The sequence below is a fragment of the Segetibacter aerophilus genome, assembly GCF_007991655.1.
Lineage (GTDB): Bacteria > Bacteroidota > Bacteroidia > Chitinophagales > Chitinophagaceae > Segetibacter > Segetibacter aerophilus.
On the sequence record NZ_BJYT01000029.1, the window covers coordinates 26,166 to 51,871 of the forward strand.

Here is a 25,706-nt window from a genome sequence, read left to right on the forward strand (position 1 = left end):
CAGCTATGACAAAAATAAAAAACATCATCTTCGATCTGGGAGGAGTTTTTATAGATATCGATTTTAAAGCAACCGAAAATGCCTTTGTCTCTTTAGGCGTTACTAATTTTAACGACTACTATACTCAGCATACAGCATCTACCTTGTTCGAAGATTTAGAGACAGGTAAAGTGTCTCCCGAACAATTTTATGAGAGGTTTAGACAGGAGACTGGAACATCGTTGACTGACGCAGAAATACAAAGTGCCTGGAATGCAATGCTTGGACGCTTTCCCGTTAAAAGGCTTACTTGGCTGGAAGAGATCGGCTTCAGATATAAAATTTACTTGTATTCAAACACCAATATCATTCACTACCACGCTTTCCAAAAAATTTACCAGGAATGCACGGGTAAAGAGAATTTTGACGACTATTTTATTAAAGCTCATTATTCACACGATCTCGGTTTAAGAAAGCCTTACCCTGATTCTTTTAAAAAGTTGCTTGCATTAGAGAATCTTGTTGCAGAAGAAACTTTGTTTATTGACGATTCCTATAAAAACATTGAAGGAGCTAAGGAGGCAGGATTGGAAACGATATTACTACTACCTCCAAAAACAGTTCTCGATCTCGATCTCTAATCTTGGGAGGAAATTTCTTAATTGCAGGTAGATTTTTTTAAGACGCAATGAGTTTTGAAACCATTGGTAGTTGGAAACCTAATGGTTACAATCCTCTTTATGCGCATGGTTATGTACGCGACAAGATTTGTAGTTTATCATATGAGCGAAAACGATTCCTGATACGCCGGGAACAAGTAGCCAATTTTCGTAGCGAACGAAGAATAATTTCAATATTAGAAATGCGAATCCGACCGAAAATACAGCCAGGGGCAAAAGACTGTGATGGTGTTTTTTAAAGCCGTGGTACAATGAATAGGTACCCACAAAAAAAGCCAATGCAACCATAATTATTTCGAAATAAGTATTCTCAATTACATTAACCCCAAAAATAGGGAGGCTTGTAAAAAACAGGGGCAACAGAGCGCAGTGAATTGCGCAAGCGAGTGAAGCGGTTATACCTAGTGCATCCCAATTTATTTTCTTCATCAGGTCCCAAAGATAGAGATTTGCAACAGAGTTGCAGAATCTTTAAAATTCTTTTTAAATATAGGCTTAACATTCCTCGGCGTAACTTTGCATCAAAGGAAGATTATGAGCAAAAAGTTGATGGGGTACGGCATTTTTTTTATTATTCTTACCTGCTTATTCTTCTACTTTGTATTTGCCGGAACGGATAACTGGAAGGCAAAACTGCCAACTGTTAGTTATGTAAAGCCATTTTCTTTTACTAACCAGGACGGAAAAACAATTGACGAAAGTGATTTGAAAGGTAAGGTGACGGTGGTAGAATACTTTTTTACAACATGTAAGGGTATTTGTCCAAAATTGAATACAAGCCTTAAAAAGATCTATAGTGAATACAAAGACGAGCCTGACTTCTTGATCCTTGCACATACTGTGCAACCAGAGATAGATAGCGTACAGCGCCTTCGCTTTTATGCCGACAGTATGAAGATTGATACAAAGAAGTGGATACTGGTTACAGGGCGAAAAGACAGTTTGTATAAGGCGGCAAGGGGGAGCTACCTTCTTGACGATCCGGCTAATAGTGTAGAAAAACTGGACGACCAGTTTATTCATACCCAATTTCTGGCATTGGTTGATAAAGGAGGTAACGTTAGGGGTGGGGTTTATGATGCGTTGAAAAAAGACGAAATGGAAAAATTGAGTAAAGACATTAAAAACCTTTTAAAAGAAAAAGCTGGGCCGAACGGGTTTGTTAACGGAGTATTTGGTAATACTCCCCAATAGCAACATACGTATGAATATGGAAACTCTACCTATTGATGAGATACTAAAGCGAAACCAGTTAAGTGTAACAGATAGTCGAAAAAAAATACTCGAACTTTTCAAGGAGCATAACGGCGCATTGGCTCATAGTGATATTGAGAAAAAGACCGACGAAAAGTTTGATAGGGTTACCATTTATCGCACGCTACAGACATTTGTTGAAAAAGGGATTATACACACTATACCTACTCCGGACAACGCAGTGCTGTACGCTCTTTGTAAAGACGGTTGTTCATCTACAGGCCATCACCATGATAACCATGTGCATTTTGTGTGTGATCATTGCAATGTCACTTATTGCCTTGACTCAGTCGTTACCCCTGAAGTCAAGTTGCCACAAGGATTTAAGCCTAAAGTAATTGATGTAGTTGTAACCGGAATTTGCAATAACTGCGAAGTATAATATAAAGCGGCTTCTAAAATTTTGCGGCCACAATAACAGTATTTTTAAAAGATCGCTTCTTTCCATCCAGGTTAAATACTTCTGTGTAAATCACGTACACTCCGACAGGTACTTTGTGCAGTTTGTCATCTAGTCCATCCCATTTAAAAGAAGCTGTTGATGCAAGCGTGGCATTTCTGGCAAGATATCTAAGTGGTCGGCCGGCAGCGTCGAAAATGGTAACGTTTGCAACATATCCTACAGTAGCCATTTTTATATTGAGCATAGCAAAATCTTCGAAGCCGTCGTTATCAGGCGAAAAGGTTTTGGGAATAACGCTTACCTCTCCTTGTAGTGCCAGCCCTGTTCTGAATTGCGAATTTTGATAAGAAGGCGTTCCAAAGTTTGCCGTAGATGCGGCAGATGTCCAGTTGTCTTTATTCTGGGTCGCTTTATTATAATCTATTCTTTCCAGGGCTATCCCTTCTTCATTGTCAATTAAGGCGAAGTGCCATTTAGCGGTATAATGTAATTCATCAAGTATTTTTCCTTGTGAATTTAATATAACCATTACCCCTGCATCATTTGGCAAAGAAGGCATGGGCACATCAATAAAATTATCGATGTTCTTTGCCAGATAGTTTTGCTGAACAATATATCCGCTTTCGCTAATAACAAAAAAGTCTTCTGGAAAGATTAAAAGGCTTCGGGCTGTTAGCTGGTGAAGACTTCCCAAAGCATTGGTTGAAGAAGATCTGTTAGCTATATAAAGATCTTTTAGATCGACAATCTTATTACTGCGGTTATAGATCTCAACATAATCGACTGAAGTCGGTTTTGGATTAAATAGTATTTCATTGATGATAATGTCGAAAGTATCGGGCAGACTTGCGAGTCCGACTCTCGTTGTATTCATTGCTATAATTGAATTGCCGGTACAATCACTTATATCGTTTGCGGTTATAGTGTATACTTTGTCCTTTATAATTGGGTTGGAAAGGGTGAGCTTAACCTGGTTAAAAGTTGGAGCCAAAGTGACGACACTAACAGGTGAGCCGATACCATCACTAATACTATAGTTCCTGTTAATTGCGGCATTGGCACTATCAACCGTTTCACTAAAGGTTAATATAATAGTCAAACTATCCACAGCAACAGCTCTTACAAGTGCTGGTGCAATCTTATCAGGATTACTGGCACCAACAGCGTTTTTTATTCCCGGCGTTCCGCCTCTTATATCAGTACTTGCTTTCCAGTTACCTGCACCCGTGCAGGGGTTTTTTGTATCAATCATTTCAATACTCCAGCCACCGCTACTTTTTACATCATTTTGAAACCAGGTATTGTTATAGGGTACCGAATGGATGGTAATTTCTTCCTTTGAGGTTAAATACAAAACTGCTCCAGAATTATCCAAAGCTGGAAATGAAGTGATTCCAAGAGTGCGTCCATAGTTAGTAAAAGCAACACTGTTGGCAGTACCTGATAAGATAAGAAAACTGTCAGCAGGAAGCACATAAGAAGGAAAAGGAGCACTTCGTGTAGTCAAGCTGCTTACTCTCCAACCTTGTAAATTAATATTTCTACCGCTCGTATTTTTGAGCTCGACAAATTCTGCATTAGGTAAACTAATGATCGGTGTAGGGTCGGCAAAAATCTCGTCGATAATGACATCAAAGCGTTGAGGAGTTTGAGCTGATGCTTCGAAGAAAAGCGGGAAACAAAAAGCAATTAAGCCTGCGAGTAATTTCTGCATAGAAGCTTTATTGCTGTTTGTTCTTAAATATACTTTCCTTTTTTTAAGATTGAAAGTTCCAATGATATAAGCAGCATTTTCTTATTTAACTAAAAAATTTTTTGTCGTTCGTTTTTTTTGTATTTATTTTCGCGGCAGTGTTACAAACCAATCAAATAACTAAACGCACCAAGAAACAGCTACCCTAAGGGAAGCCGTTACTGCGTTTGTACATGTATAAATAATAGTAAGGCCTTCCCTAAGCGGGGGGCTTTTTTTATGCCTTCAAAATCTTACCGTTAATGCAACGAGGCCGAATAAAAGTTTGCGGTACAAGGGAGTGACACAAGGATGCTGAAGGAAGATAAAATGTTGATTTAGTAAAACCTTTTCTTTAATAAAACAGAAAAACGAATAAAAATGAAAGTTGCAGTTGTAGGCGCCACAGGCCTTGTCGGAACGAAAATGTTGCAGGTACTGACAGAAAGAAATTTCCCCGTAACGGAATTATTGCCGGTTGCTTCGGCAAAGTCAGTTGGTAAAGAAATTGAGTTCAAGGGCAAGAAATATAAAGTGGTAAGCATGGAAGACGCGATTGCAGCTAAGCCTGACGTAGCATTGTTTTCTGCAGGAGGTGGTACATCGTTGGAATGGGCGCCGAAATTTGCTGAGGCTGGGATAACTGTGATTGACAATTCGAGCGCCTGGCGCATGGACCCCAATAAAAAGCTTGTAGTGCCTGAGGTAAACGCAGAGGTGCTAACGAAAGAGGACAAAATTATTGCAAACCCTAATTGCTCTACCATTCAGATGGTGGTTGCATTGCAGCCTTTGCATAAAAAATATAAGATCAACAGGGTGGTGGTAAGTACCTATCAAAGTGTTACAGGTACAGGGGTGAAAGCAGTGGAGCAGTTGATGAACGAAAGAAAAAATGAAGACGGCCCGATGGCGTACAAGTACCCAATTGATTTAAACGTGATACCGCAGATTGATGTGTTTCTTGAGAATGGCTACACCAAGGAAGAAATGAAAATGGTAAACGAGACGAAGAAAATTATGCAGGATGACAGCATCAGGCTAACGTCTACAACAGTTCGTATTCCGGTTGTGGGTGGCCATAGCGAAAGCGTGAATGTGCAGTTTGAAAATGATTTTGACCTTGACGAAGTGAAGCAATTGCTATCAGATTCAGCAGGGGTTACTTTGCAGGATAATATACAGGAACAGGTGTACCCGATGCCTTTATGGGCGCACGAAAAAGACGATGTGTTCGTGGGAAGATTAAGAAGAGATGAGAGTCAGCCAAAGACTTTAAACATGTGGATTGTAAGCGATAACCTTCGTAAGGGGGCAGCAACAAATGCTATTCAGATTGCAGAATATTTGGTAGCAAATGGTTTGTTGAATTAGAAGTAATCAAATGCCTGTATTGAATATTTTGGTACAGGCATTTGTTTTTTATAGCGTCATGGTTGCGACGCATTTCGTTCAACTGTCAGGAAGGTTTGAGCTTTTTGATGCACATTTTATAGAATTGGCTTATAAACCTTTTATAGCCCCTTAAGGATAATGGCTACGTCACATTATCTCCATTTATCTTCCTTATCAATTCACTTCTTTTTGGCTCGCTAACATTTTCGAAATTGTAGGGGCAGTGTTTGCATCCGTTTCCGCAACAAAAACCTCTTTCCAAGTGATACTTCTCCGTCATAACAAAAAAGCCTAGTTCGTTGTAATAAAAATCCTCACCCTCCACCAGCTTTTTCTGTTTCAATTAATAACTGTTTTAGTTGTTCGTCTAATGCATCCGGCAGGTCTCGGTCAATAGAAAATTTAAGGTAGTGAATGCGGTTGCTTTTAGCGATGTCAAGCTTTTCGTAATGAGTTTTGATTTTCAAATCATCACTTACTTCAGCTTCAGCATACACATCAACAAGGTCTTCTAACAAATTCAGTTCTGATATGTTTACCACAAGCTTGGTGAAATTGTATAAGTCGGGACTATCAGTTTTTAGATTTACAATACCGTTAGTTCCCATAATAGAATGATACAAGCGTAGAAATCTTGGATGGGTCAGGCGCTTTTTAGATTTACTTCCGCGAAGTTGGGGATCGGGAAATGTTATCCAGATTTCAGCAATTTCCCCTTCAGCAAAATAGTCTGTGATTTTTTCTATTTGTGTACGTATGAAAGCCACATTAGTTAACCCTTCGTCAAGTGCTGTTTTTGCGCCTACCCACATCCTGTTGCCCTTTATATCAAGGCCAATAAAATTTCTTTCGGGATGAAGTCTTCCAAGGCCAACTGCATACTCGCCTTTTCCGCAGGCAAGCTCTAAGATTATAGGATTAGAATTTTGAAAAAAGCTCTTCCACTCTCCCTTCATTCCACTTGGATATTCAAGGACGTTTGAAAAGCTTTTTATCTCTGCGAACCGTTGTAATTTCTTCTGACCCATAGCGGGCAAAAGTAACAATTATATAAGTTGAATAAAAAGGTACGGAGAGGTTATGTGAAGGATTATTAGGTGACACCTATTCTGCCAAGAAGTGCTCCATAACCGTTATTGAACGCATCTATTTCGATGCCTAGAGTCAAGCCAAGTTCATTAAAGGTTGAATCCTCAATGTGCCATTTGCCATTTTTTTTAGTTACAAAGAGTTCTTTTGGAGCAGTAGTTTTATCTTCCTCATCATCGTTTACGATTAATTCAGCTTTATACCTTTCACGTTCTATGCGATAAATGTTATAAAGCACGTATTCGTTTTCGTACAATGCTTTGGCTTCAAAAAGTGGTTCCATGTTTCAATTGAAGTTGATATAAAAATTAGTAGCTCAAAAAACTGTTCCAAAGATATACTACAGATGAACGTATTGCGTCGCAACAGAAGTCGATTGAAGCGATGAAGTTTAATACAGAAATAAAATTGATATAAATAAAAAGGCTGTTTTCATTCTATTGAAAACAGCCTTTCGTTATTAGTTATAACAGCTTATGCTACAGTTTCAGCTTTCTTAGTGTCACGCTTTCTTGATTCTTCATCAAGAAACACTTTACGCATACGAATGTGCTTAGGGGTTACCTCGATACACTCATCCTGCTGTATGTACTCCATACATTCTTCCAAGGTCAATAAAGTCTTGGGAGCAATGCGTGAAGCATCATCACTGCCGCTTGCACGGTGGTTAGTAAGCTTTTTAGGCTCTGTTGCATTTACAACAAGGTCTCCTGGCTTAATGTGCTCAGCAATAATTTGACCTGTGTAAACCTCTTCTCCCGGATCAACGAAAAACTTACCGCGATCCTGTAATTTATCTATAGAATATCCCGTAGTTTTTTCAGTATTCTTAGAAATTAATACACCGTTGCTTCTTCCAGGAATGAAACCTTTCCAAGGCTTGTATTCGCTAAAGCGATGCGCCATCACTGCCTCACCCTGAGTGTTGGTAAGCATTTGAGAACGAAGGCCAATCAAACCTCTTGAAGGGATGTCGAACTCAAGGTGCTGCATTTCACCTTTACTTTCCATGATCAACATTTCACCTTTACGTTGGGTAACAAGGTCGATTACTTTACCGCTTAGTTCCTGTGGTACATCGACTACCAAAACTTCATATGGCTCGTGCTTTTTGCCATCAATTGTTTTTACCAATACCTGCGGGTTACCAACTGTAAGCTCATAACCTTCACGACGCATGGTTTCAACCAATACGCCCAAGTGAAGAATACCACGACCGAAGACAAGAAAACTATCAGCACTATCAGTATCTTCTACTCTAAGTGCAAGGTTCTTTTCAGTTTCTTTCATTAAACGATCACGTAAGTGACGTGAGGTAACGAACTTTCCATCTTTACCGAAGAAAGGTGAGTTATTGATGCTGAACATCATGCTCATAGTTGGTTCATCAACACTTACAACAGGTAAACCTTCAGGATTTTCAAAATCTGCAATGGTATCACCAATTGTAAAATCTTCAAGACCTACAACAGCGCAAATATCACCAGCTAAAACTTCAGGAACTTTTCTTTTACCCAAAGATTCGAATATGTATAGTTCTTTTACTTTAGACTTTTTAATGCCATCTGCAGTAACAAGGCTAAAAGGTTGCCCTTCTTTGATGCCGCCACGAATTACTTTTCCGATAGCCACACGACCAAGGAAAGTTGAATAATCCAAAGAAGTAATTTGTAGCTGAAGATTTCCTTCCGGAACTTTCGGCTCTGGTACATATTCCAGTATACCATCCAGCAATGGAGTAATATCTTCACATTGCTCGTTCTTACTGTTGAACCAGCCATTCTTTCCTGAACCATAAAAAGTAGGAAAATCCAACTGCTCTTCTGTTGCATCCAGGTTAAAAAACAATTCGAAGACTGCGTCGTGCACTTCGTCAGGACGACAGTTAGGCTTGTCTACTTTATTAATAATTACAATTGGCTTCAGATTTAATTGAAGTGCCTTTTGTAACACAAAACGAGTTTGAGGCATTGGACCTTCAAAAGCATCTACCAACAAGCAAACACCGTCAGCCATTTTTAAAACCCTTTCAACTTCACCACCAAAGTCGGCGTGACCAGGAGTATCGATCACATTAATTTTTACGCCTTTGTAAACTACTGAAGCGTTTTTACTAAAAATAGTAATCCCTCTTTCTCTTTCAAGGTCGTTACTATCCATAATTAATTCCCCGGTTTCCTGGTTTGCACGGAAAACGTTGGTCTGGTGAAGAATTCTGTCAACCAATGTAGTTTTACCGTGGTCAACGTGCGCAATAATGGCGATGTTTCTGATATTCATAAAAACCCTGAAATCCCTAAGGACCGTTTGTATTAAAATTAATAATTCCCCTAAAAAAATGCCCCCTTAAGGGAAGCAGGGGGTTTAAGAGCGCAAATGTAAGCTTTTGCAACCGCTTTTCCTTCTGAGAGAGCTTACTATAATCTTAATAATACTTAAAAGTTGTCGTAAATTTGGAATGGCATGTAAATTTTGGTAACTACTTAAAATCAGTTTTTTTTATGAATCTCGACACTAAATATGAAGACCTTGCTGGCGGCGAAGAAAACAAAGGCAAGAAAGCAGGCGTAGAAAGCACATTTTCGAAAGATGCAAATGCAAATGTTGGCACAGGACCGTCGCCAAAAATTGCTGACGGGGGTGCAGACGGGGAGGCGAAACAACCAAAAGAAAATACAGGAAATCAAACCAATATGGGAGGAGCTACGGGTGGAACCTCTGGGTTACCAGATGCAAGCGAAGGAAACGATAACACCGGAGGACATAAGTAATAATTGACTTAGGATTTCGAACGAATTTCCAACTGCTAAGGAAACATCAAGCAAAAAGCCAGGAATATGGATTTCCTGGCTTTTTTGTGCTATTTCATTTAAACTAAGCCTCGCCTATTTTTTCAAAAACTGTGCTTTCATCAGTTCTCCGCTATTGGTTTTTAGTGTCAACCAGTATTGTCCCGCCGGAAGCTTTTGAATGTCTATTTGTTGCTCACTTAGTTTTCCTCTTAACAGCAATTGCCCCGCAAGAGAGTTAATGGAAAATTCTGCACCCTTAAGAACCGACGATGTGGTAACAGAAATAAACGAAGTGGCAGGATTTGGATATACCTGTAGGGCAGGTGTAGACATAGACGAGAGCGTGATTATTTGGGAGTAACGCCTGTGTCCTGATTTATCTACATCAGTTATGCGGTAAAAATGCTTTCCTGCGGAAATGTTTTCATGCAAGTAGGAATAGGAGTGTTCAGTCGTAGAGGCACCGTTGGCCTTTACTTCAGCAATTGTTAAAAAGTCGCGGCCATTCAAACTATGTTCAATTTCAAAGCGATCATTATCGATTTCTGTAGAAGTTGACCATTTCAGTAACGCATTTTGCCGGCTTAGCGAAGCAGAAAAACCTTTTAACGTAATTGGCAAAGTTGCTTGATAAGTAACTGACAAAGACGGTCTTTGCGCCGTTGAAGCACTGTTTTTTGACACAAACCTTTTTACTGACGCTTCGAGCGTTTCGTCATTTGCTTTCAATATCCATCCAAAGTTTGAAGAAGAATTGGCAACCCAGCTTTGCACATCTGCCGTAACGTTTACCCCTTGCATTGTCACTGCAGTGGGGGAACCTATACCTGCTGCAATGCTTTGAACGGAAGCAGATACAGTAGGTGAAAAATCACCGCCTGCTGTAGTCCAGGCCAAAGTAGGGGAAACTCTTTGAAGCCATGTAGCGTCGTTGGTAGTTGCAGTTGCACCCTGGGCTTCTCTTCCTGCAGCATCAGACGTGCCTTCTCCCCAAGCTGCATTTAACTTTCTAAGTTCCAGACCTGTTGCTGTTGGTGCACTTTTATTTACATATACCGTAAGAATGGCAGAAGTAATCGTAGCATTAGCGGGTATTGTACTAAGATCAAATTGCAGTAATGCTCGTTGAACGGAGCCTGCATTACCTACAGCATTTTTTCCAACAAAAAAGTATTCCCCTTGCCCATTACTATTACCTGTGAAAGCGGAATAAATAGTGTTATCTTTTGATGCCCCTAGCGAAACAGTGGTTTGGGCATTTCCAAAGGAAAAAAGTAACAGCAATTGTAGCGTAATGTAAAGTTTTTGCATGGTAGTATTTTCTGGTTTAAAGTAAAATACGAGTTATTACAGAAGTAGTTGCCTTTTTTAAATAATTTCCTGGCGAATTTTTCGGCATTCCCTAGTACAATTTCTAGTACACATTTATACGGCCAAAATTTCCTTGGTTTCCCTAAGCTTCTAGAACCTTTTAAAGATATTAAGGATCAGAGTGAGCAATAAACTCAATAAAATCATGGTGACAATAGGAAAGAAAACTTTTACATTTCCCTTGTCAATTCTAACGTCCCCAGGCAACCGTCCAAACCATTTAAAAGCATTAGGGAACAAATAGATGATAAGACCAATTATAACGATAGCCGCTCCAAAAAAAATGATGTATTTTCCTGATTGCTGGTTCATCACACAAAGATAAGTTTGAACAAGTTTTAGTTGAATTTTAAGGATGGGAAAATAATCTTCAGAGCCCAAATTTTTCTAAGAGTTCTCTCACAAAAGCTTAAAATTAAGAATTCGTAAAACCGTAAAAACTTGCCTAAAAACGTTTAAACCGATTGGCAGACAAAGTTTGCCTAAAGAACAAAAGGTACAAGGGTGTGACACAACAATGTCGAGAAAGGTTGAAGAGCTTGCTCAAAAATTCCTACTCGTTTAAAAGCCGATCGGTGGTTTTGCGCGTTGATATTTTTAATTGACTCGTCATTCCTAAAATCATTACTTTGGCAGCGAAAACGATTGAAATGCCAAGAAGTATTGTTGCCGGTATAGGCATGCATGTGCCCGAGAATATTTATACCAACGAGGACCTGACTAAATACATGGATACCAGTGACGAGTGGATCAAGGAACGAACTGGTATCCAGGAAAGAAGATACGCCGACAGGCAAGCGGAAACGACTACAACAATGGGTATCGAAGCCGCTAAAATTGCTATCGAAAGAGCAGGCCTCACTCCACAAGATATTGACTTCATTGTCTTCGCTACCTTGAGCCCTGATTACTATTTTCCTGGCTGCGGTGTACTGGTACAGCGCGAAATGAAAATGAAAGAAATCGGCGCGCTTGATATCCGTAATCAATGCAGCGGATTTGTATATGCTATCAGCGTTGCTGACCAGTTCATAAAGTCAGGGATGTATAAAAACATACTGGTAATAGGCAGCGAGAAACATTCTTTCGGACTTGATTTCAGTACAAAGGGCAGGAACATCAGCGTCATCTTTGGCGATGGGGCAGGGGCGGTGGTATTGCAGGCTTCAGAAGACGATCAAAGGGGCATATTAAGTACTCATTTGCATAGCGATGGTAATAGCGCTGAAGTGTTGGCGATGTTTAATCCGGGTACGCACGGTAACCATTGGCAACATTTTGCGGACTTTGATAACGATGACATGGGCAAGGCTTTTATGACTCATGCGATGATAGATAAAGAACAGAACTTTCCAAAGATGGATGGACAAGCTGTCTTCAAAAAAGCGATTGAAAAGTTTCCGGAGGTGATTATGGAAGCTTTAAAGACCAATAGTTTAAGCCCTGCCGATATTGATATGCTTATTCCTCACCAGGCAAATCTTAGAATTAGCCAAATGGTGCAAAAAATGTTGAAGTTGCCGTCGGAAAAGGTTTACAACAACATTCAACGTTACGGAAATACTACAGCTGCAAGCATACCTATTGCCCTTTGCGAGGCGTGGCAGGAAGGCAAAATAAAAGAAGGAGACCTGGTTTGTCTGGCCGCTTTTGGTAGCGGCTTTACGTGGGCAAGCGCGTTAATCAGATGGTAATGTTTTCCTCAAAAAACTTCTTTCTCATCAAACGGTTGATCTTCGCTTTTTAAATAACGGTATGAGAAAACTAATAATGCTATTTGCGTTTGTTGCGCTAATAATTGTGCGGGCGAACGCAAGTGATAGTTGTAAAATTCTTTTCAATAAGCAAGTGATTTTTAACGGAGCTGCCGACCAGGAAACAGCAGTCGCTTTACTCAAGGCAAAAATATTCAAGCCAAAGGATTGCATCGCCATCTCATATAAAAGCGAAACCGCTAATAAAGGTTGGGAACGTACTTTTTATATCAACGATGCCAGTGAAAAAAGTCTGAAAGTAATAACGCTTAATAAACAAAGTGGCTCCGTTGCTGTTAAGGCATCAATTCTAAATAAGATGAAAGAGAAAAAGCAGCCTGTTTTTATCTATACTACGTCATTGCCAACAGATAAGGCATTGGCTGCTCGTGTACGGGTTAGAAGAATTTTTATATGTAAGATTGAATGGAACTAAACCAAAGACTTCAATGCAACGAAAAATTGTTTTTTTAATAAACCCTGTATCAGGAAGCGGTAAGAAAGATGGTATTGAAAAACTGATACAGCAGAAGGCAAAGGCTAAATCAATTGACTTTGAAATACTTCAAACGAATGCAGCGGGCGATTACGAATACTTAAAATATAAAATAGCGAAGGACGGGATAACTGACGTTGTGATGGTGGGCGGTGATGGTACAGTAAACCGTGTGGTTTCTTCCTTGTACGACACTGACGTGAACTTCGGGATCATCCCAATGGGGAGCGGTAACGGTCTTGCCTTCGGGGCTAGTATTCCAAAGAATCCCGCTAAAGCTTTGGATGTTATCTTTAAAGGAAATGTTGGCTTTGTAGATGCATTCACAATAAATGACCATTTCAGTTGTATGCTAAGCGGCCTCGGCTTTGACGCACAGGTAGCTCATGATTTCGCTAACAAAGCTTCACGCGGTTTATTAACCTATACCCAGCAGAGCCTTGTTCAATATTTCAAGGCACATCCCTACCAGTTTCAAATCGTTAATGATAATTTCTCATTTTATACGGATGCTTTTTTTATAAGCATTGCTAATAGTAACCAGTTCGGCAACCATTTTACTATTGCCCCAAAAGCTGACCTTGATGATGGCCTGCTTGACATAGTAATTGTTCAAAAAATGCACAAAGCAAAGCTGCCCTTCGCGATTTTGCAGCAGATAAGAGGAAACAACGATTTGCAGCAGTTCGTAGAAGATATGTGCCAGAAGAACATTTTATATTTTCAAGCATCTTCATTAACCATTCGCAACCTAAAACTTGCCCCGTTTCATATAGATGGTGAACCTGCCGAAACGAAAGAAGAATTCAAAATCAACCTCATCCGTAGGTGCTTTAAATTATACATGCCGCTGCCAAAGCAGGAAACAAAAGAAAAGAGTAAAAGTGAATTGGTGGAGAATTAGAAGCCGCGAGCTTTCATTCTTTTTAGCACACATTTTAGCTGTTAGAATAATTTTCAAACTATCAATTAACCAACTTTTTTCTACTTAGAAGAAACACTACGGAAACCATTGAAAGTAATAGCAACATGCCCGTAAGTTGATGCAGTTCTGCAAGCCATTCAAATGCACCGAATTTTCCCGCTACCATCTTAGGGCTCACTAATACCGTTAATATTCCAAGGAAAACTTGTGAAACTACCAGGATCATTGCTGTGTTCTTTGCCTTTTTAAATGCTGCAGAACTAGTAACAGTCCTTGCAGAAAACCACCAAATGATGATGAAAAAGGCAATCAGGTAGGCGAGGGTACGGTGAATAAAATGAACTCCTATTTTGTTATAAACAATATTGTGCAGAAAACCATCATTTGAAAAGAGGCCTGCAGGAACGACCATCCCGTTGATATCCGGCCATGTTGGTGCAGTAGCCGCAGCTTTTAATCCCGCCATGAAAGCGCCAAAAATCAACTGGATAAAAATTAGAGAAGTAATCACTAAGGCTCCTTTTAGCAACGAAGGTTGAAAAACTCTTTGCCCGGGCTCTATTGACAGTTTTAGTCCAAATACCAAAGCATAACTAATCAGAATCATTGCGGCCATAAAATGGACCGCGAGTCGGATATGACTTACGTACAGATCATTGTCATTTAGGCCGCTTTGTACCATTATCCAGCCAATTGCCCCCTGCAGTGCGCCTAATAAAAACAGGATCACTAGCGGCAGAACCATCCAGCTCTTGAAATATTTCTTAGCTAAAAAATAGACGAAGGGAACAATGAAAGCAACGCCTATCAACCGCGCCCACAAGCGATGAAACCATTCCCAAAAAAAAATAAATTTAAAGTCGCTAAGCGTAAAGTGCGTGTTGAGGAATTTGTACTGTGCTATCTGCTGGTACTTAATAAATGTTGCTTGCCAGTCAGCCTCAGTCATTGGCGGCATTGCGCCCATAATTGGCTTCCATTCTGTTATCGATAATCCTGAGCCGGTCAGCCTGGTTATTCCCCCCAATAAAACCTGGATGATTAACATTGCCACTCCTAAAAAAATCCAATTCGCTACAATTCTTGTTGACTTGTCTTGTTGCATATTTGTCTTAGTGTCGCCAGATAAAAGGAGACGAAAGAAGTCAAACATTAAAGGAGGCTCATCTGTTCGCTATTTACTTTTTAATGTTCCGCTTCCGTGGCAAAATTAATGGTAAAATCATGGTGATAACTTTTTGAAGAATCTTTGGCTCTTTTTTGCCAGATTTAAAATTCAACTTGCATTTTTGTAATTGAAATGTTACAGCCCTACTACCAAAAAAGATATGTCGAGGCCGGCTGCGATGAAGCCGGAAGGGGTTGTTATGCCGGTCCTGTTTTCGCTGCAGCCGTCATTCTCCCCAAAGATTTCCATCATCCTTTTTTAAACGACAGCAAGCAGTTGACGGAGGCGCAACGAAATGAATTGCGGCCGGTGATTGAAAAAGAAGCTGTTTGCTACAGTGTTGCCAAGGTTGACCATGACGAGATCGATCGCATCAATATCCTACGCGCATCTTTTAAAGCAATGCACCTTGCTTTAGACAATTTAAAAAAACGCCCCAAATATCTTTTAATCGATGGCAACAGGTTTACACCTTACCAGGATGTAAAACACAAATGCATTGTAAAGGGCGACGGCCTCTACTCATCTATTGCTGCAGCGAGTGTACTTGCAAAAACGTATCGAGATGAGTTTATGAAGAACCTTCATCACGAATACCCTCTTTACAACTGGAGCAACAACAAGGGTTACGGCACCGAAGAACATCGTCTTGCCATCCAGGAGTATGGGTTGAGTAAATATCACCGGCTCAGTTTCAACATTAATCCAACCCAACTTACCATCAATTTTGAGGAAGAGAATATTGTGATGTAAAGTGAATAGTATTTTGCTTCTTGGTAAAAATTGTGAGCCTGACATTGTCTCGTTATTCAACTTTTGTTGCGTCGTACACTTGTACTTTTAATGTAAATGCAACTCTTTTTATAGAAAGCATAAATGGGAGCGGCAGGATTTAACTTATTCCATAAATCTTTTCTTTTTAAATTTGATAGTTAACGCTTCCGCCGTTAGCACGTAAACCGGGAAGACGATAACTAAGCAAATAATACTGAAATTTTCTTTTTCATAATATTTCTGGGTAAGGGGTGGCTGGCTTAGGAATTTAAAGAAACTAGCCTTTGTCATTATTAATCTTTCTGCTAGTGCCAAGTGGTAAGCAGAAAACTATTCCAAGTGATCAATATGCACGTTCGGGTTCCATTTCATCTTATAATCTTATTCTTATTTCCAGCGCTCGTTAAGGCGCAACAAACAAACAGGGTTGCCCTGGAGCAATGTGCAACAATGGACAGGCTTCAATTGAAATTCAATCGTAATCCGCAGTTAAAAGCCAAGTTTGAACAGGAAAGAACAGCATTTACAAGGGCAATAAAGGCAGGCGGATATCGGCGATCCGGGGAGCCAGATCACAGCAATAGCCGAACGGCTTATATTATACCTGTTGTATTTCATATCGTTCTAACCAATCCTGCTGCCGTTACCGACTCAAGTATAATGGCTCAGTTGGACGTTTTAAATAAAAGCTTCTCGGGCACAAATGCGGACACTGCAAGAATTCCCTCCTATTTCAAACCTCTTTTTGGTAAAACAGAAATACAATTTTGTCTTGCTCAACAAACTCCTGACGGAGAAGGAACTTCGGGCATAGAAAGAATTAAAACAACCCAAAATACTTTCAGTCCCGATAATGACGCTGTTAAACATGCAGCAAATGGGGGAGCAAACAGTTGGAGTCCAAAGAGATACTACAACGTTTGGTTGTGTTCTCTTTCCAGTGGCATTCTGGGGTATGCAACTTTTCCAAGTGACTCTGGAACTCCTGACGAGCAGGGGGTAGTAGTAGATTATCGCTCTTTGCCCGGGGGTTCTTTAACAAACTACAATACAGGCAAAACTTTACCTCACGAAACCGGCCACTACTTAAATCTCTTTCATATTTGGGGGGATGACAAGGGGGAATGCACGGGTTCAGACGAAGTGGGCGATACCCCTAATCAAACTGATGCCACAAGGGGTTGTACCAATGGTATAAAAACAGATGCTTGTACTCCCGGTGGAAACGGGATAATGTATCAAAACTATATGGACTACAGCTTCGACAGTTGCCTTGTAATGTTTACAAAGGAACAGGTTGCTCGTATGGAAAGTGCACTTCTTGCATACCGTTCTTCTTTAATTAGTTCTAATGCATGTACCCAGCCGGTTTTAAAGAATTATGACGCCCGGCTTTCATCGATAGACCAACCTGCTCAAAGGTTATGCACCAGTTTATTTACGCCTGTTGTTAGTATCCAAAACAAGGGCAGCCAGATTCTGACTTCGTTAGACATAAGCACACAAATAGATAATGGCCCGATTACGAGTTATACCTGGAAAGGCTCTTTGGCCTATTTGGCCTCGTCGGTTGTTACTTTAAACAGTATAAATACAATTGTCGGCATCCATACATTAACTATCTACGTCTCCAACCCTGATAATAATACGGATGAGAACTTAGCTAATGATACGATATCCTCCACCATACAATTTTACAATCCTGTTAAAAATGTTTCAGAAAGCTTCGAAGGAAGTGTCTTTCCACCGCCGGGTTGGGATATTCAAAATCCCGACAACTTTATAACCTGGAAGCGTGTAACGGGAGTTTCTAAAACCGGCACCGCGAGTGTTATGATCGAAAATTTTAGTTACACGTCAGTAGGATCAAAAGACGATTTGAGATTACCTAATGTTACGCTTCAAAATGTCGATTCTGCTTTTCTATCATTTCAGGTTGCCGCCGCCGCTTATTCTGACGTAAATGCCGCAAACAATATATGGGACACCCTTGAAGTATTAGCCAGCACAGATTGCGGACAAACATACACCGGCTTGTACAAAAAGTATGGAAGGGAATTGGTTACCAGAACTGCTGCAACAACAACTTTCTTCACTCCCAACGCATCCGAATGGAGGAAAGACTCAATCAATCTTGCACCTTATCTCGGTCAAGGAAATGTTCTACTTACTTTTAGAAATACAGCAGGCTATGAAAACAACATTTATCTTGATGATGTAAACGTTCGAACTGTTGTTATCAATCCAAACTTAAAAAGACTTGGATTTCTGGCTACCCCAAACCCTACCAGCGGTATTATTGCGGTTCAATTTTACCCTCTGCCCACTAACTTAAGAGCCCTGCAGGTTTATAATATTGCAGGTCAAAAATTAACAGAAGTAAATGTTGCCAGTGGCCAAGCAGGTAACTATTATCAACTGGATATTACACGATATTCGGCAGGAACTTATATAGTAAGGGCTGTATTTACTGATAGAGTAATTACAAGCAAGATCCTCAAGTTTTAATATAATCGGAGGCGTAGTTCGCGGAGGAAAATTTTTTTTGAATCAAATATAATATTGTAGATTAGTATAAATTTGTACTACCTTTAGTAAAAGTTTGTATTATGGCAGAAAGAAAAATAAAAACTCAGGAGAACGCTGTAAAACCTGGTAAAAAAGCGGTAAGCCAGAAATATGAAACCAAATCTGTTGAGAAAACAAATTCGATGGTAGAGGAGTCTAGTGATACGGCTTATGTTACCAATAAAAGACAAGTTAGTAATGGAATAAATAATTGGGTTATTTTAGATAATGCCTCTAAAAAGCCTGAAAGCAAGATGACCTCTTTTGAAAAAATTGATATAATAAGAGAGGGTATATCTAAAAAAGATCTTGAACATTTAAAAGAAAAGACAGACCTAGACTATAACCAACTTTCGAAAGTACTTTCTGTTGCCCGGGCTACCTTAATCAACAAAAAAGGAGCAGCTAAGTTTGACATGGTTTTAAGTGAAAGAATTGTCGGCGTTGCAGACATCTACTCTTATGGTTATGAAGTTTTTGAAGATGAAAACCGGTTTAATGAATGGATATTTCGCTCAAATCAATCTTTGGGTGGGCAAGCGCCATACGATTTATTAGACAACCAATACGGTCGCGAAGAAGTTAAGAACCTGATTGGAAGAATAGATTATGGGGTTTATTCATAAAGTTACCAATGATTGTATATAGGATCGGGAGAACAAAATATGCCAATGATTTAACTGGCGAAGGAGCCAGGCTGAATGGCGGTAGATGGAATCATAAGCTTACTCCCTGCCTTTATACATCTGAAAGCCGATCGTTGGCGGTGTTGGAATATACTGTAAACGTAAATGTCGAAGATATTCCCAGGGCTCTAAGTATGACCACTCTTGACATTCCTGACAAACACATTTTGCAATTAAGCGTTTCTGATCTGCCTGGAAACTGGAGAGGTGCGCCTGCACCCGCATCTACAAAGGATTTTGGTACTGAACTTTTGAAGAAGTCCCAATATTCTGTCATTCGAATTCCCTCTGCTGTGATCCCTGATGAATTTAATTATCTCCTCAATCCTTTACATAAAGACAGTCTTCAATTTGCGATTATAAATAGTAGTGATTTCATTTATGATGTAAGGATAAAGACGAAATAATTGTAACAACTTCTGCTATAAACGCCCTGCCAGTTCTTCTTTAGGTTTTAAAAGCGTTTGAAGGAAAATCAAAGGAATTTGGATTAGACGATAATTTCCATTGCTCCTCTTTTATAAGAAGTACAAGTGTGCGACGCAATAATGTATCATTAGAAAACAGATGCTGGTAACAAAGAAAAAAAACTATTTGTCATTGAGTTCTATCGCTAAAAACTTGCCGGTGTGACTAGCCTTTACTTTTACCAGGTTTTCGGGCGTGCCTTCAAATAAGATTTTACCTCCGCCCTCTCCGCCCTCAGGCCCTAAGTCAATAATATGATCGGCTACTTTTATGACGTCGAGATTATGTTCTATTACCAGTACAGAATTGCCACGATCAACGAGCTTATTTAACACATCCAACAAATGTTGAATATCCTGAAAATGTAAACCTGTAGTTGGCTCGTCTAAAATGTAAAACGTTTTTCCGGTGTCTTTTTTTGCCAACTCTGTTGCCAGTTTCACGCGTTGGGCCTCGCCGCCACTTAGCGTAACTGCAGATTGACCGAGCGTGATATATCCGAGACCAACCTCCTGCAAAACCTTGATCTTTCTGTACAGAAAATGCACGTTTTGAAAAAAGTCGACTGCCTCGTCAACGGTCATGTCAAGGATGTCGCTAATGGATTTGCCTTTGTAACGAATTTCCAGCGTCTCGCGGTTATACCTTTTGCCATTACACTTTTCGCAGGGCACATAAACATCGGGTAAAAAGTTCATTTCTATCACCCGCATACCGCCGCCTTCGCAGACATCGCACCTTCCGCCTCTAACATTGAAAGAAAAACGACCTGCAGCATAACCACGAATTTTAGCTTCGGGGATAGCAGCAAATAATGTTCTGATCTCAGTAAAAAAACCGCAATAAGTTGCGGGATTACTTCTTGGCGTTCTTCCAATCGGACTTTGGTCAATTTCAATTACTTTATCAATAAACTCCAAACCTGCAATGCTTTTATACTCCATCGGAGTCATCTTGCTATTAAAAGCATGCTTCGACAAGATGGGATACAAAGTCTCCGTAATTAAAGTGCTCTTTCCGCTTCCACTGACGCCTGTTACGCAAATAAATTTTCCTAAAGGAAACTTTACATTAACTCCCTTAAGGTTATTGCCTTTTACACCCTTTAGTTCAAGTACTTTGCCACTGCCTACCCGCCTTTTTTCAGGAACCGCTATTGATTTTTCTCCGCTCAAGTAAACGGAGGTGGGGGAGCCCGACTCCAAAACTTGTTTTGGATTCCCTTGAGCCACAACCTGCCCTCCATGCTTGCCTGCTTTTGGGCCTATGTCAATCAAGTGGTCCGATGCAAGCATGATGTCTTTATCGTGCTCAACAACCAAAACACTGTTACCAATATCGCGTAGGTTTTTTAAAGCAACGATTAACTGTTGGTTATCCCGCTGATGCAGACCAATACTAGGCTCGTCGAGAATATAAGTGATGCCTTGCAGTTGTGAACCTATTTGGGTTGCAAGCCTAATACGTTGACTTTCGCCACCACTAAGCGATTTTGATGAACGATTTAAAGTGAGATAGGTGAGACCAACATCAAGCAAGAAACCAAGCCTTTCCCTGATTTCCTTTAAAATATCTTTTGCGATGGTATTTTGTTTTTTAGACAATCTCTCTTCAATTCCTTCAAACCATGCAAACAATTTATCCAGGTCTTGCCTGCTCAAATCGGCAATACTTTTTTCGTTGACCTTAAACCATAAACTTTCCTTTTTTAAACGGTCTCCACTACAAGTCGGACATTCTTTTAAGATCATAAATTTTTCTACCCAATCTCTTAACGACTCGCTGCTACTTGATGAAAACCATCTTTTCAGCATATTAACTATCCCTTCGTATTCCGTTGTGTACATATCGCCCGGCAGGGCCTCGTAGTCACCCGATATTTCTATATCGCCTGTTGCTTCCTCCTTGCCATAAAGGATAATGTTCATAGCATTTTCAGAAAGATCTTTAACAGGTTTGTCAACTGAGAACTTATGCTTTTTGCCTAACTGAACGATTTGCTTGTAAATAAACGCTTCGCGCTCTTCACCCAAAGGAGCTATGGCGCCTTCTTTGATGCTTTTATTTTTATCCGGAATTACCGCGTCCATGTTTATCTGGTAAACGCTTCCAAGTCCCTTGCAAGAGACGCATGCACCATAGGGGGAGTTAAACGAGAATGCATTTGGTGAAGGTTCTTCATAACTCAGCCCTGTGTCTTCACACATTAACTGCTTACTATATTGAACGACTGTATCATTGTCGTTTATCAGCAAAAACATTAAATCTTTACCAACCTGGAGAGTCTTCTGCACGCTTTGGCTTAGACGCACTTTCATGTCGTCGGTTGCTTGTAACCGGTCTATTACTAATTCTATATCATGAATCTTATAACGGTCAACCTGCATTTTTTCTTTCAGGTCTTTTACTTCTCCATCGATTCGAACTTTTAAAAAACCTTTCTTTCTCACATCTTCGAACAACTCGCGATAGTGGCCTTTCCGTCCACGGACAAGCGGAGCAAGCAAGCTTATTTTCTTATCCTTAAATTTTGAAAAAATGTTTTCGACGATTTCTTCTTCGCTCCACTTAACCATTTTCTTACCGGTATTGTAGCTGTATGCCTCACCAATCCTCGCAAATAATAGTCTAAGGAAATCATAGACTTCTGTTATTGTTCCAACTGTTGATCTTGGATTTTTATTAGTCGTTTTCTGTTCAATGGAAATAACGGGACTAAGGCCGGTTATCTTGTCAACGTCAGGTCGTTCCATATCACCAATAAACTGCCTTGCATAGGCGCTAAAGCTTTCCATATAACGGCGTTGACCTTCGTTATAAATGGTATCGAAGGCTAAAGAAGATTTACCACTTCCGCTAACCCCGGTAATAACAACCAACTTATTTTTTGGAATTGAAATATCAATATTTTTTAAGTTGTGAACCCTTGCGCCATACACTTCTATTTGTTCTTCCGCTTCAGCAACTTCTATTGTTTCGGATATAATTCTTGCCATAACGGGTAAAGATAGCAAGACAATAGTTTGGATAATTGTAATAGTGTTATAAAGATCTAGGTTAACAATTTCACTAGTTTTTAAGCTGGAAAGCAAGTTCTACCAGTTGAATTTGAGCTCATATTAGTGGGAGTAATATTACTTAAGCCGATTGTAATAGAAATTTAAGTATCAATAGAATAAAGTTGGATATAGGTTCGTTTAATAGAAAATTTTTAAAAATGAATAATATGAACAATTATATTACTCAATTAAACTTCCTTTTGCTTGGGCTCGGAGTATTCTCTTTTTTTATGAAAATTGTCTTGTACTATAAAGTTGAAAAAGAGTGGGACTCAGTGAGGTTTTTAAGGTTTTCAAGGGTAGACTTGAAAATGACAGTTAGCAAAGATTTACGTATTTGGAGAAAAAGACAAAATTTATTGACAAACGTCTTTCTTGTATTTATCCTGCTATTTGGGATGTCATCTTTTTTTAGAATTATTATCAGTATTTAGACTTCTACCATTATTAGTTCTCTTAGGCCATCAACTTATTTAAATAGTAAGTGATGGCCTTTTTTAATGTCTTTCCTTTTCTAAAATTTTGAAACTTCTTGTAATTGTTTCGCCTTCATGATCAACAATAGTAATTGTGTGAGAACCTTTCGAGGGATTTACTGCTAACTGATGAAACTGTTGAGTTGTACCAACGTAATTGTCGTCAAGATGCCAGTAGAGTTTTTCATTCGCATTGCGATGAGTAGCCTTGAATACAGTTCTTCCTTTTTGACCGGTTACTTCCATCGGAACATAAATGACGGCATTAGGTTCCGGGTAAATCATTTCCATTTGCCTATTTATATTAGGATTACAGCCAGGCAAGTAGGGCGGCAGTTGTTGGTAGTCCTGGTGTTTAGCTTTATAATAGTACTCCATTGCAGGAGGTAGGGTAAACCAAGTTTTGTGTACCATCTCAGAGGGAGTTTCACAGCCTTCGCTTGTCCTGTAAGTTGCGGTATGGTCAAGATGAATAATGTGGTGAAAAGGGCATAATGTAGCATTTTTCCCATTTATGCTAACCATCATCGTATCTACGTCGTTACAGTCCGGGCCTGCTTTGTAACCGCTTTGATGACATATTGGTAAATAAGTAAAATCGTGGCCAGGAGGTTCAAACCATGGTGTTGACGGTAACAAACGGAATATATCGAACATAACAGGTGCAGCCGTATTAATGCCTGTGAGTTCAGGACGCCCTTCCCCATCAGTATTTCCCACCCATGCAACTACACAATATTCTGAAGTTAAGCCAATCGCCCACCCGTCTCTAAATCCAAAGCTTGTTCCAGTTTTCCAAGCAATTCGTTGGGCTGAGTTGAAGAGGTTCCAAAGGCCTTCTTCGCCGGGTCGCATTACCTCCTGCATTGCGTTGAACGTGTGCCAGAGGGAAGTGAAGTCGAAGGGGAGTTGGGAGTTTTGGGTTTTGAGTTTTGAGTTTTGAGATGACGGTTGAGTGATAACTGATGACAGAGATCCCTGTGTCGTTTTGTTTGAAGTTGGCTTGTTCTTCGCTTGCAGCTTGTGGCTTGCAGCTTGTGACTCAAAATATTTGGGCATACGCCAATCGTCACCAATCATCTTCCCATTGTTTTTCCTTTGATTATTGTAGGTTCTTGCGAGGCTGCTGTATACGCCTGCAAGTTCCCATGGAGTCACTTCGCATCCGCCAAGAATCAGGCTGAGTCCGTAATGGTCAGCAGGCTGCTTTAGAGTGGTGAAGCCGCATTGTTTCAGCACGTCATAAAAGCGCTGGTACTTGTACTGTTGTAGCATCTTTACTGCCGGAATGTTCAGGCTTCGACTTAAGGCCCGATTGGCAGGGACAGCTCCGTCGTAATCGAGGTTAAAATTTTGAGGGGTATAGCCACCAATTTGAGTAGGAATGTCGGGAACAAGTTGCTGCGGCAATATCAATCCGTCAGTTTGCATGGCGGCGAAGAGCAAAGGTTTTAAAGTACTGCCGGGACTACGAGGAGAGGCAAGTACATCCACATGACTTTCAAGTTCAGGGTCAGACGGATTGTAAACGTTGCCAACATAAGCCAATACGTTTCCTGTTTCAACTTCCATAACCATCGCTGCAGCGTTGTTTATCCCGTTTCCCCTGAAGCTACTTTGGTACCTGTTGATTATTTGCGTAACGCTTTGTTGTAAATCTGATTGCACCGTTGTAGTTATCCGTGTTGACAGTTCTGTATTTTCTTCATGTAGTTTTTTATATTCTTTTTTGAACCTATCTAAGAGGTGTGGAGCGAGTTGTGGTAACGGTAATGGCTGACCAGGCAGCGGTTCCATTTTAGCAAGTTCACCTGTTGTTGCATCAATTGTTTTGTTAGAAACAAGTTTATCTACCAGTTCATTTCTTTTACGTAAAAGTGTTTGCCTGTTTTTACCTGGATGTACCAATGTTGGTGCGTTTGGTAAAACGGCTAGCGCTGCCATTTCCCCCCAGCTAAGTTTGTCAGCGCTTCGACCAAAGTAGCGCCAAGCAGCCGCGTCTAACCCCACTACATTACTCCCGAAAGGAGCATTGCTGGCGTATATTGCTAAAATTGATTTTTTACTGTAAAAACATTCTAACCTTACTGCCAAAATTCCTTCGAGCAACTTTTGCCATAGGTTGCGCTTTTCTCCCCTGCTCAGTCTTATCACCTGCATCGTTAACGTGCTTCCGCCGCTGATTACTTTTTTGCCTTTTAGGTTTTGATAAATGGCTCGTGTTAATGCAATCGGGTCGATGCCCGGATGATAGGAAAAACGTTTGTCTTCAAAGGTGGTTATGCATTTAAAGAATTTGTCAGGAACGGCTTGGTTGTACGGAAAGCGCCATTGCCCGTCTGTTGCGATGCTTGCTGATAATAAGTTTCCATCAGCGTCTTCTAATACAAATGAAGTTGGTTTGTCAAATAGTTTTTTCGGTAATGAAAAAGCAAACCATAGTAGCAAGACCGCTGCAACGGCTATTGTTATTTTTCTTTTTTTTAAAACGGATTTTATTTTCCCGATTGTCCTATTCACAGCCTTCAATTAAAAATACCTATTTGACCTCCGCTTGTTTTTGGTGCCAGCAATTGTACTCCTTGCAACATCGTTGTGTCACTCCCTTGTACTGCCAATATTTATTCTACTGCAGCA

At 40.0% G+C, this 25,706-nt stretch carries 23 protein-coding genes; 12 read left to right on the forward strand and 11 right to left on the reverse strand.

The window, feature by feature from the left end; translation table 11 throughout:
- Positions 1 to 5: 5 nt before the first annotated feature.
- Complete coding sequence (locus SAE01_RS21705) at positions 6 to 620, forward strand: HAD family hydrolase (RefSeq protein WP_147205916.1); 615 nt, start codon at positions 6 to 8, stop codon at positions 618 to 620.
- A 78-nt stretch (positions 621 to 698) separates the two neighbouring features.
- Here the strand turns inward: SAE01_RS21705 and SAE01_RS21710 are convergent, their stop codons facing one another.
- Positions 699 to 1,088 (reverse strand): MerC domain-containing protein, encoded by a 390-nt coding sequence (locus tag SAE01_RS21710; RefSeq protein ID WP_147205917.1) that lies wholly within the window; start codon positions 1,086 to 1,088, stop codon positions 699 to 701.
- 105 nt (positions 1,089 to 1,193) lie between these two features.
- Between SAE01_RS21710 and SAE01_RS21715 the strand changes: the two genes are divergently transcribed.
- Positions 1,194 to 1,853 (forward strand): SCO family protein, encoded by a 660-nt coding sequence (locus SAE01_RS21715; protein ID WP_147205918.1) that lies wholly within the window; start codon positions 1,194 to 1,196, stop codon positions 1,851 to 1,853.
- A gap of 16 nt (positions 1,854 to 1,869) precedes the next feature.
- Positions 1,870 to 2,295 (forward strand): Fur family transcriptional regulator, encoded by a 426-nt coding sequence (locus SAE01_RS21720; protein ID WP_147205919.1) that lies wholly within the window; start codon positions 1,870 to 1,872, stop codon positions 2,293 to 2,295.
- A 13-nt stretch (positions 2,296 to 2,308) separates the two neighbouring features.
- Here the strand turns inward: SAE01_RS21720 and SAE01_RS21725 are convergent, their stop codons facing one another.
- Positions 2,309 to 4,030, reverse strand: coding sequence for a lamin tail domain-containing protein (locus tag SAE01_RS21725; protein WP_147205920.1), 1,722 nt, complete (start codon positions 4,028 to 4,030; stop codon positions 2,309 to 2,311).
- A 399-nt stretch (positions 4,031 to 4,429) separates the two neighbouring features.
- Between SAE01_RS21725 and SAE01_RS21730 the strand changes: the two genes are divergently transcribed.
- Positions 4,430 to 5,422, forward strand: coding sequence for an aspartate-semialdehyde dehydrogenase (locus SAE01_RS21730; protein WP_147205921.1), 993 nt, complete (start codon positions 4,430 to 4,432; stop codon positions 5,420 to 5,422).
- Between the two features lie 163 nt (positions 5,423 to 5,585).
- On the opposite strand, the gene SAE01_RS21735 is transcribed toward SAE01_RS21730, so the two are convergent.
- The 4 genes from SAE01_RS21735 to typA form a co-directional block, all read right to left on the reverse strand.
- Complete coding sequence (locus SAE01_RS21735; protein ID WP_147205922.1) at positions 5,586 to 5,786, reverse strand: C1orf53 family protein; 201 nt, start codon at positions 5,784 to 5,786, stop codon at positions 5,586 to 5,588.
- Positions 5,758 to 6,471, reverse strand: a complete 714-nt coding sequence (gene trmB, locus SAE01_RS21740; protein WP_147205924.1) for a tRNA (guanosine(46)-N7)-methyltransferase TrmB — start codon at positions 6,469 to 6,471, stop codon at positions 5,758 to 5,760. Before trmB ends, SAE01_RS21735 begins: the two co-directional genes overlap by 29 nt.
- Before the next feature lie 65 nt (positions 6,472 to 6,536).
- Positions 6,537 to 6,815 (reverse strand): hypothetical protein, encoded by a 279-nt coding sequence (locus tag SAE01_RS21745; protein WP_147205925.1) that lies wholly within the window; start codon positions 6,813 to 6,815, stop codon positions 6,537 to 6,539.
- A 191-nt stretch (positions 6,816 to 7,006) separates the two neighbouring features.
- The gene (typA, locus tag SAE01_RS21750; protein WP_147205926.1) at positions 7,007 to 8,812 is read right to left on the reverse strand and encodes a translational GTPase TypA; all 1,806 of its coding nucleotides are present in this window, start codon (positions 8,810 to 8,812) and stop codon (positions 7,007 to 7,009) included.
- A gap of 221 nt (positions 8,813 to 9,033) precedes the next feature.
- Here typA and SAE01_RS21755 point away from each other — a divergent pair, with 221 nt between their 5' ends.
- The gene (locus SAE01_RS21755; RefSeq protein WP_147205927.1) at positions 9,034 to 9,303 is read left to right on the forward strand and encodes a hypothetical protein; all 270 of its coding nucleotides are present in this window, start codon (positions 9,034 to 9,036) and stop codon (positions 9,301 to 9,303) included.
- A 114-nt stretch (positions 9,304 to 9,417) separates the two neighbouring features.
- Here SAE01_RS21755 and SAE01_RS21760 read toward each other — a convergent pair whose 3' ends face one another.
- Positions 9,418 to 10,635: a DNRLRE domain-containing protein gene (locus SAE01_RS21760; protein ID WP_147205929.1), complete on the reverse strand. Its 1,218-nt coding sequence runs from the start codon at positions 10,633 to 10,635 to the stop codon at positions 9,418 to 9,420.
- Positions 10,636 to 10,785: 150 nt separating this feature from the next.
- Positions 10,786 to 11,007, reverse strand: coding sequence for a DUF2905 domain-containing protein (locus SAE01_RS21765; protein ID WP_147205930.1), 222 nt, complete (start codon positions 11,005 to 11,007; stop codon positions 10,786 to 10,788).
- Between the two features lie 317 nt (positions 11,008 to 11,324).
- On the opposite strand from SAE01_RS21765, the gene SAE01_RS21770 reads away from it, so the two are divergent.
- From SAE01_RS21770 to SAE01_RS21780, 3 genes are all read left to right on the forward strand, one after another.
- Complete coding sequence (locus SAE01_RS21770; protein ID WP_246113301.1) at positions 11,325 to 12,389, forward strand: 3-oxoacyl-ACP synthase III family protein; 1,065 nt, start codon at positions 11,325 to 11,327, stop codon at positions 12,387 to 12,389.
- A gap of 61 nt (positions 12,390 to 12,450) precedes the next feature.
- A complete protein-coding gene (locus tag SAE01_RS21775) occupies positions 12,451 to 12,885 on the forward strand; it encodes a hypothetical protein (RefSeq protein ID WP_147205931.1) in 435 nt (144 codons plus the stop codon).
- A gap of 13 nt (positions 12,886 to 12,898) precedes the next feature.
- On the forward strand, positions 12,899 to 13,849 hold the full coding sequence (locus tag SAE01_RS21780; RefSeq protein ID WP_147205933.1) for a diacylglycerol/lipid kinase family protein: 951 nt from the start codon (positions 12,899 to 12,901) through the stop codon (positions 13,847 to 13,849).
- Positions 13,850 to 13,910: 61 nt separating this feature from the next.
- On the opposite strand, the gene SAE01_RS21785 is transcribed toward SAE01_RS21780, so the two are convergent.
- Positions 13,911 to 14,975: a COX15/CtaA family protein gene (locus tag SAE01_RS21785; protein ID WP_147205934.1), complete on the reverse strand. Its 1,065-nt coding sequence runs from the start codon at positions 14,973 to 14,975 to the stop codon at positions 13,911 to 13,913.
- A 195-nt stretch (positions 14,976 to 15,170) separates the two neighbouring features.
- Here SAE01_RS21785 and rnhB point away from each other — a divergent pair, with 195 nt between their 5' ends.
- From rnhB to SAE01_RS21805, 4 genes are all read left to right on the forward strand, one after another.
- Positions 15,171 to 15,791: a ribonuclease HII gene (gene rnhB, locus SAE01_RS21790; RefSeq protein ID WP_147205936.1), complete on the forward strand. Its 621-nt coding sequence runs from the start codon at positions 15,171 to 15,173 to the stop codon at positions 15,789 to 15,791.
- A gap of 369 nt (positions 15,792 to 16,160) precedes the next feature.
- Complete coding sequence (locus SAE01_RS21795; RefSeq protein WP_246113303.1) at positions 16,161 to 18,320, forward strand: M43 family zinc metalloprotease; 2,160 nt, start codon at positions 16,161 to 16,163, stop codon at positions 18,318 to 18,320.
- 101 nt (positions 18,321 to 18,421) lie between these two features.
- Positions 18,422 to 19,006, forward strand: coding sequence for an Xre family toxin-antitoxin system antitoxin (locus tag SAE01_RS21800; protein ID WP_218029220.1), 585 nt, complete (start codon positions 18,422 to 18,424; stop codon positions 19,004 to 19,006).
- Positions 19,007 to 19,014: 8 nt separating this feature from the next.
- On the forward strand, positions 19,015 to 19,473 hold the full coding sequence (locus tag SAE01_RS21805) for an RES family NAD+ phosphorylase (RefSeq protein ID WP_147205937.1): 459 nt from the start codon (positions 19,015 to 19,017) through the stop codon (positions 19,471 to 19,473).
- 183 nt (positions 19,474 to 19,656) lie between these two features.
- On the opposite strand, the gene uvrA is transcribed toward SAE01_RS21805, so the two are convergent.
- Both uvrA and SAE01_RS21815 read right to left on the reverse strand, forming a co-directional pair.
- Positions 19,657 to 22,530, reverse strand: coding sequence for an excinuclease ABC subunit UvrA (gene uvrA / locus SAE01_RS21810; protein WP_147205939.1), 2,874 nt, complete (start codon positions 22,528 to 22,530; stop codon positions 19,657 to 19,659).
- A gap of 560 nt (positions 22,531 to 23,090) precedes the next feature.
- Complete coding sequence (locus SAE01_RS21815) at positions 23,091 to 25,589, reverse strand: penicillin-binding protein 1C (protein WP_246113302.1); 2,499 nt, start codon at positions 25,587 to 25,589, stop codon at positions 23,091 to 23,093.
- Positions 25,590 to 25,706 lie beyond the last annotated feature (117 nt).

Coding starts and splice junctions, on each gene's coding strand:
- SAE01_RS21705 (WP_147205916.1), top strand. CDS start 6: ATGACAAAAATAAAAAACATCATCTTCGATCTGGGAGGAGTTTTTATA.
- SAE01_RS21710 (WP_147205917.1), bottom strand. CDS start 1,088: ATGAAGAAAATAAATTGGGATGCACTAGGTATAACCGCTTCACTCGCT.
- SAE01_RS21715 (WP_147205918.1), top strand. CDS start 1,194: ATGAGCAAAAAGTTGATGGGGTACGGCATTTTTTTTATTATTCTTACC.
- SAE01_RS21720 (WP_147205919.1), top strand. CDS start 1,870: ATGGAAACTCTACCTATTGATGAGATACTAAAGCGAAACCAGTTAAGT.
- SAE01_RS21725 (WP_147205920.1), bottom strand. CDS start 4,030: ATGCAGAAATTACTCGCAGGCTTAATTGCTTTTTGTTTCCCGCTTTTC.
- SAE01_RS21730 (WP_147205921.1), top strand. CDS start 4,430: ATGAAAGTTGCAGTTGTAGGCGCCACAGGCCTTGTCGGAACGAAAATG.
- trmB (WP_147205924.1), bottom strand. CDS start 6,471: ATGGGTCAGAAGAAATTACAACGGTTCGCAGAGATAAAAAGCTTTTCA.
- SAE01_RS21745 (WP_147205925.1), bottom strand. CDS start 6,815: ATGGAACCACTTTTTGAAGCCAAAGCATTGTACGAAAACGAATACGTG.
- typA (WP_147205926.1), bottom strand. CDS start 8,812: ATGAATATCAGAAACATCGCCATTATTGCGCACGTTGACCACGGTAAA.
- SAE01_RS21755 (WP_147205927.1), top strand. CDS start 9,034: ATGAATCTCGACACTAAATATGAAGACCTTGCTGGCGGCGAAGAAAAC.
- SAE01_RS21760 (WP_147205929.1), bottom strand. CDS start 10,635: ATGCAAAAACTTTACATTACGCTACAATTGCTGTTACTTTTTTCCTTT.
- SAE01_RS21765 (WP_147205930.1), bottom strand. CDS start 11,007: ATGAACCAGCAATCAGGAAAATACATCATTTTTTTTGGAGCGGCTATC.
- SAE01_RS21775 (WP_147205931.1), top strand. CDS start 12,451: ATGAGAAAACTAATAATGCTATTTGCGTTTGTTGCGCTAATAATTGTG.
- SAE01_RS21780 (WP_147205933.1), top strand. CDS start 12,899: ATGCAACGAAAAATTGTTTTTTTAATAAACCCTGTATCAGGAAGCGGT.
- SAE01_RS21785 (WP_147205934.1), bottom strand. CDS start 14,975: ATGCAACAAGACAAGTCAACAAGAATTGTAGCGAATTGGATTTTTTTA.
- rnhB (WP_147205936.1), top strand. CDS start 15,171: ATGTTACAGCCCTACTACCAAAAAAGATATGTCGAGGCCGGCTGCGAT.
- SAE01_RS21795 (WP_246113303.1), top strand. CDS start 16,161: ATGCACGTTCGGGTTCCATTTCATCTTATAATCTTATTCTTATTTCCA.
- SAE01_RS21800 (WP_218029220.1), top strand. CDS start 18,422: ATGGCAGAAAGAAAAATAAAAACTCAGGAGAACGCTGTAAAACCTGGT.
- SAE01_RS21805 (WP_147205937.1), top strand. CDS start 19,015: ATGATTGTATATAGGATCGGGAGAACAAAATATGCCAATGATTTAACT.
- uvrA (WP_147205939.1), bottom strand. CDS start 22,530: ATGGCAAGAATTATATCCGAAACAATAGAAGTTGCTGAAGCGGAAGAA.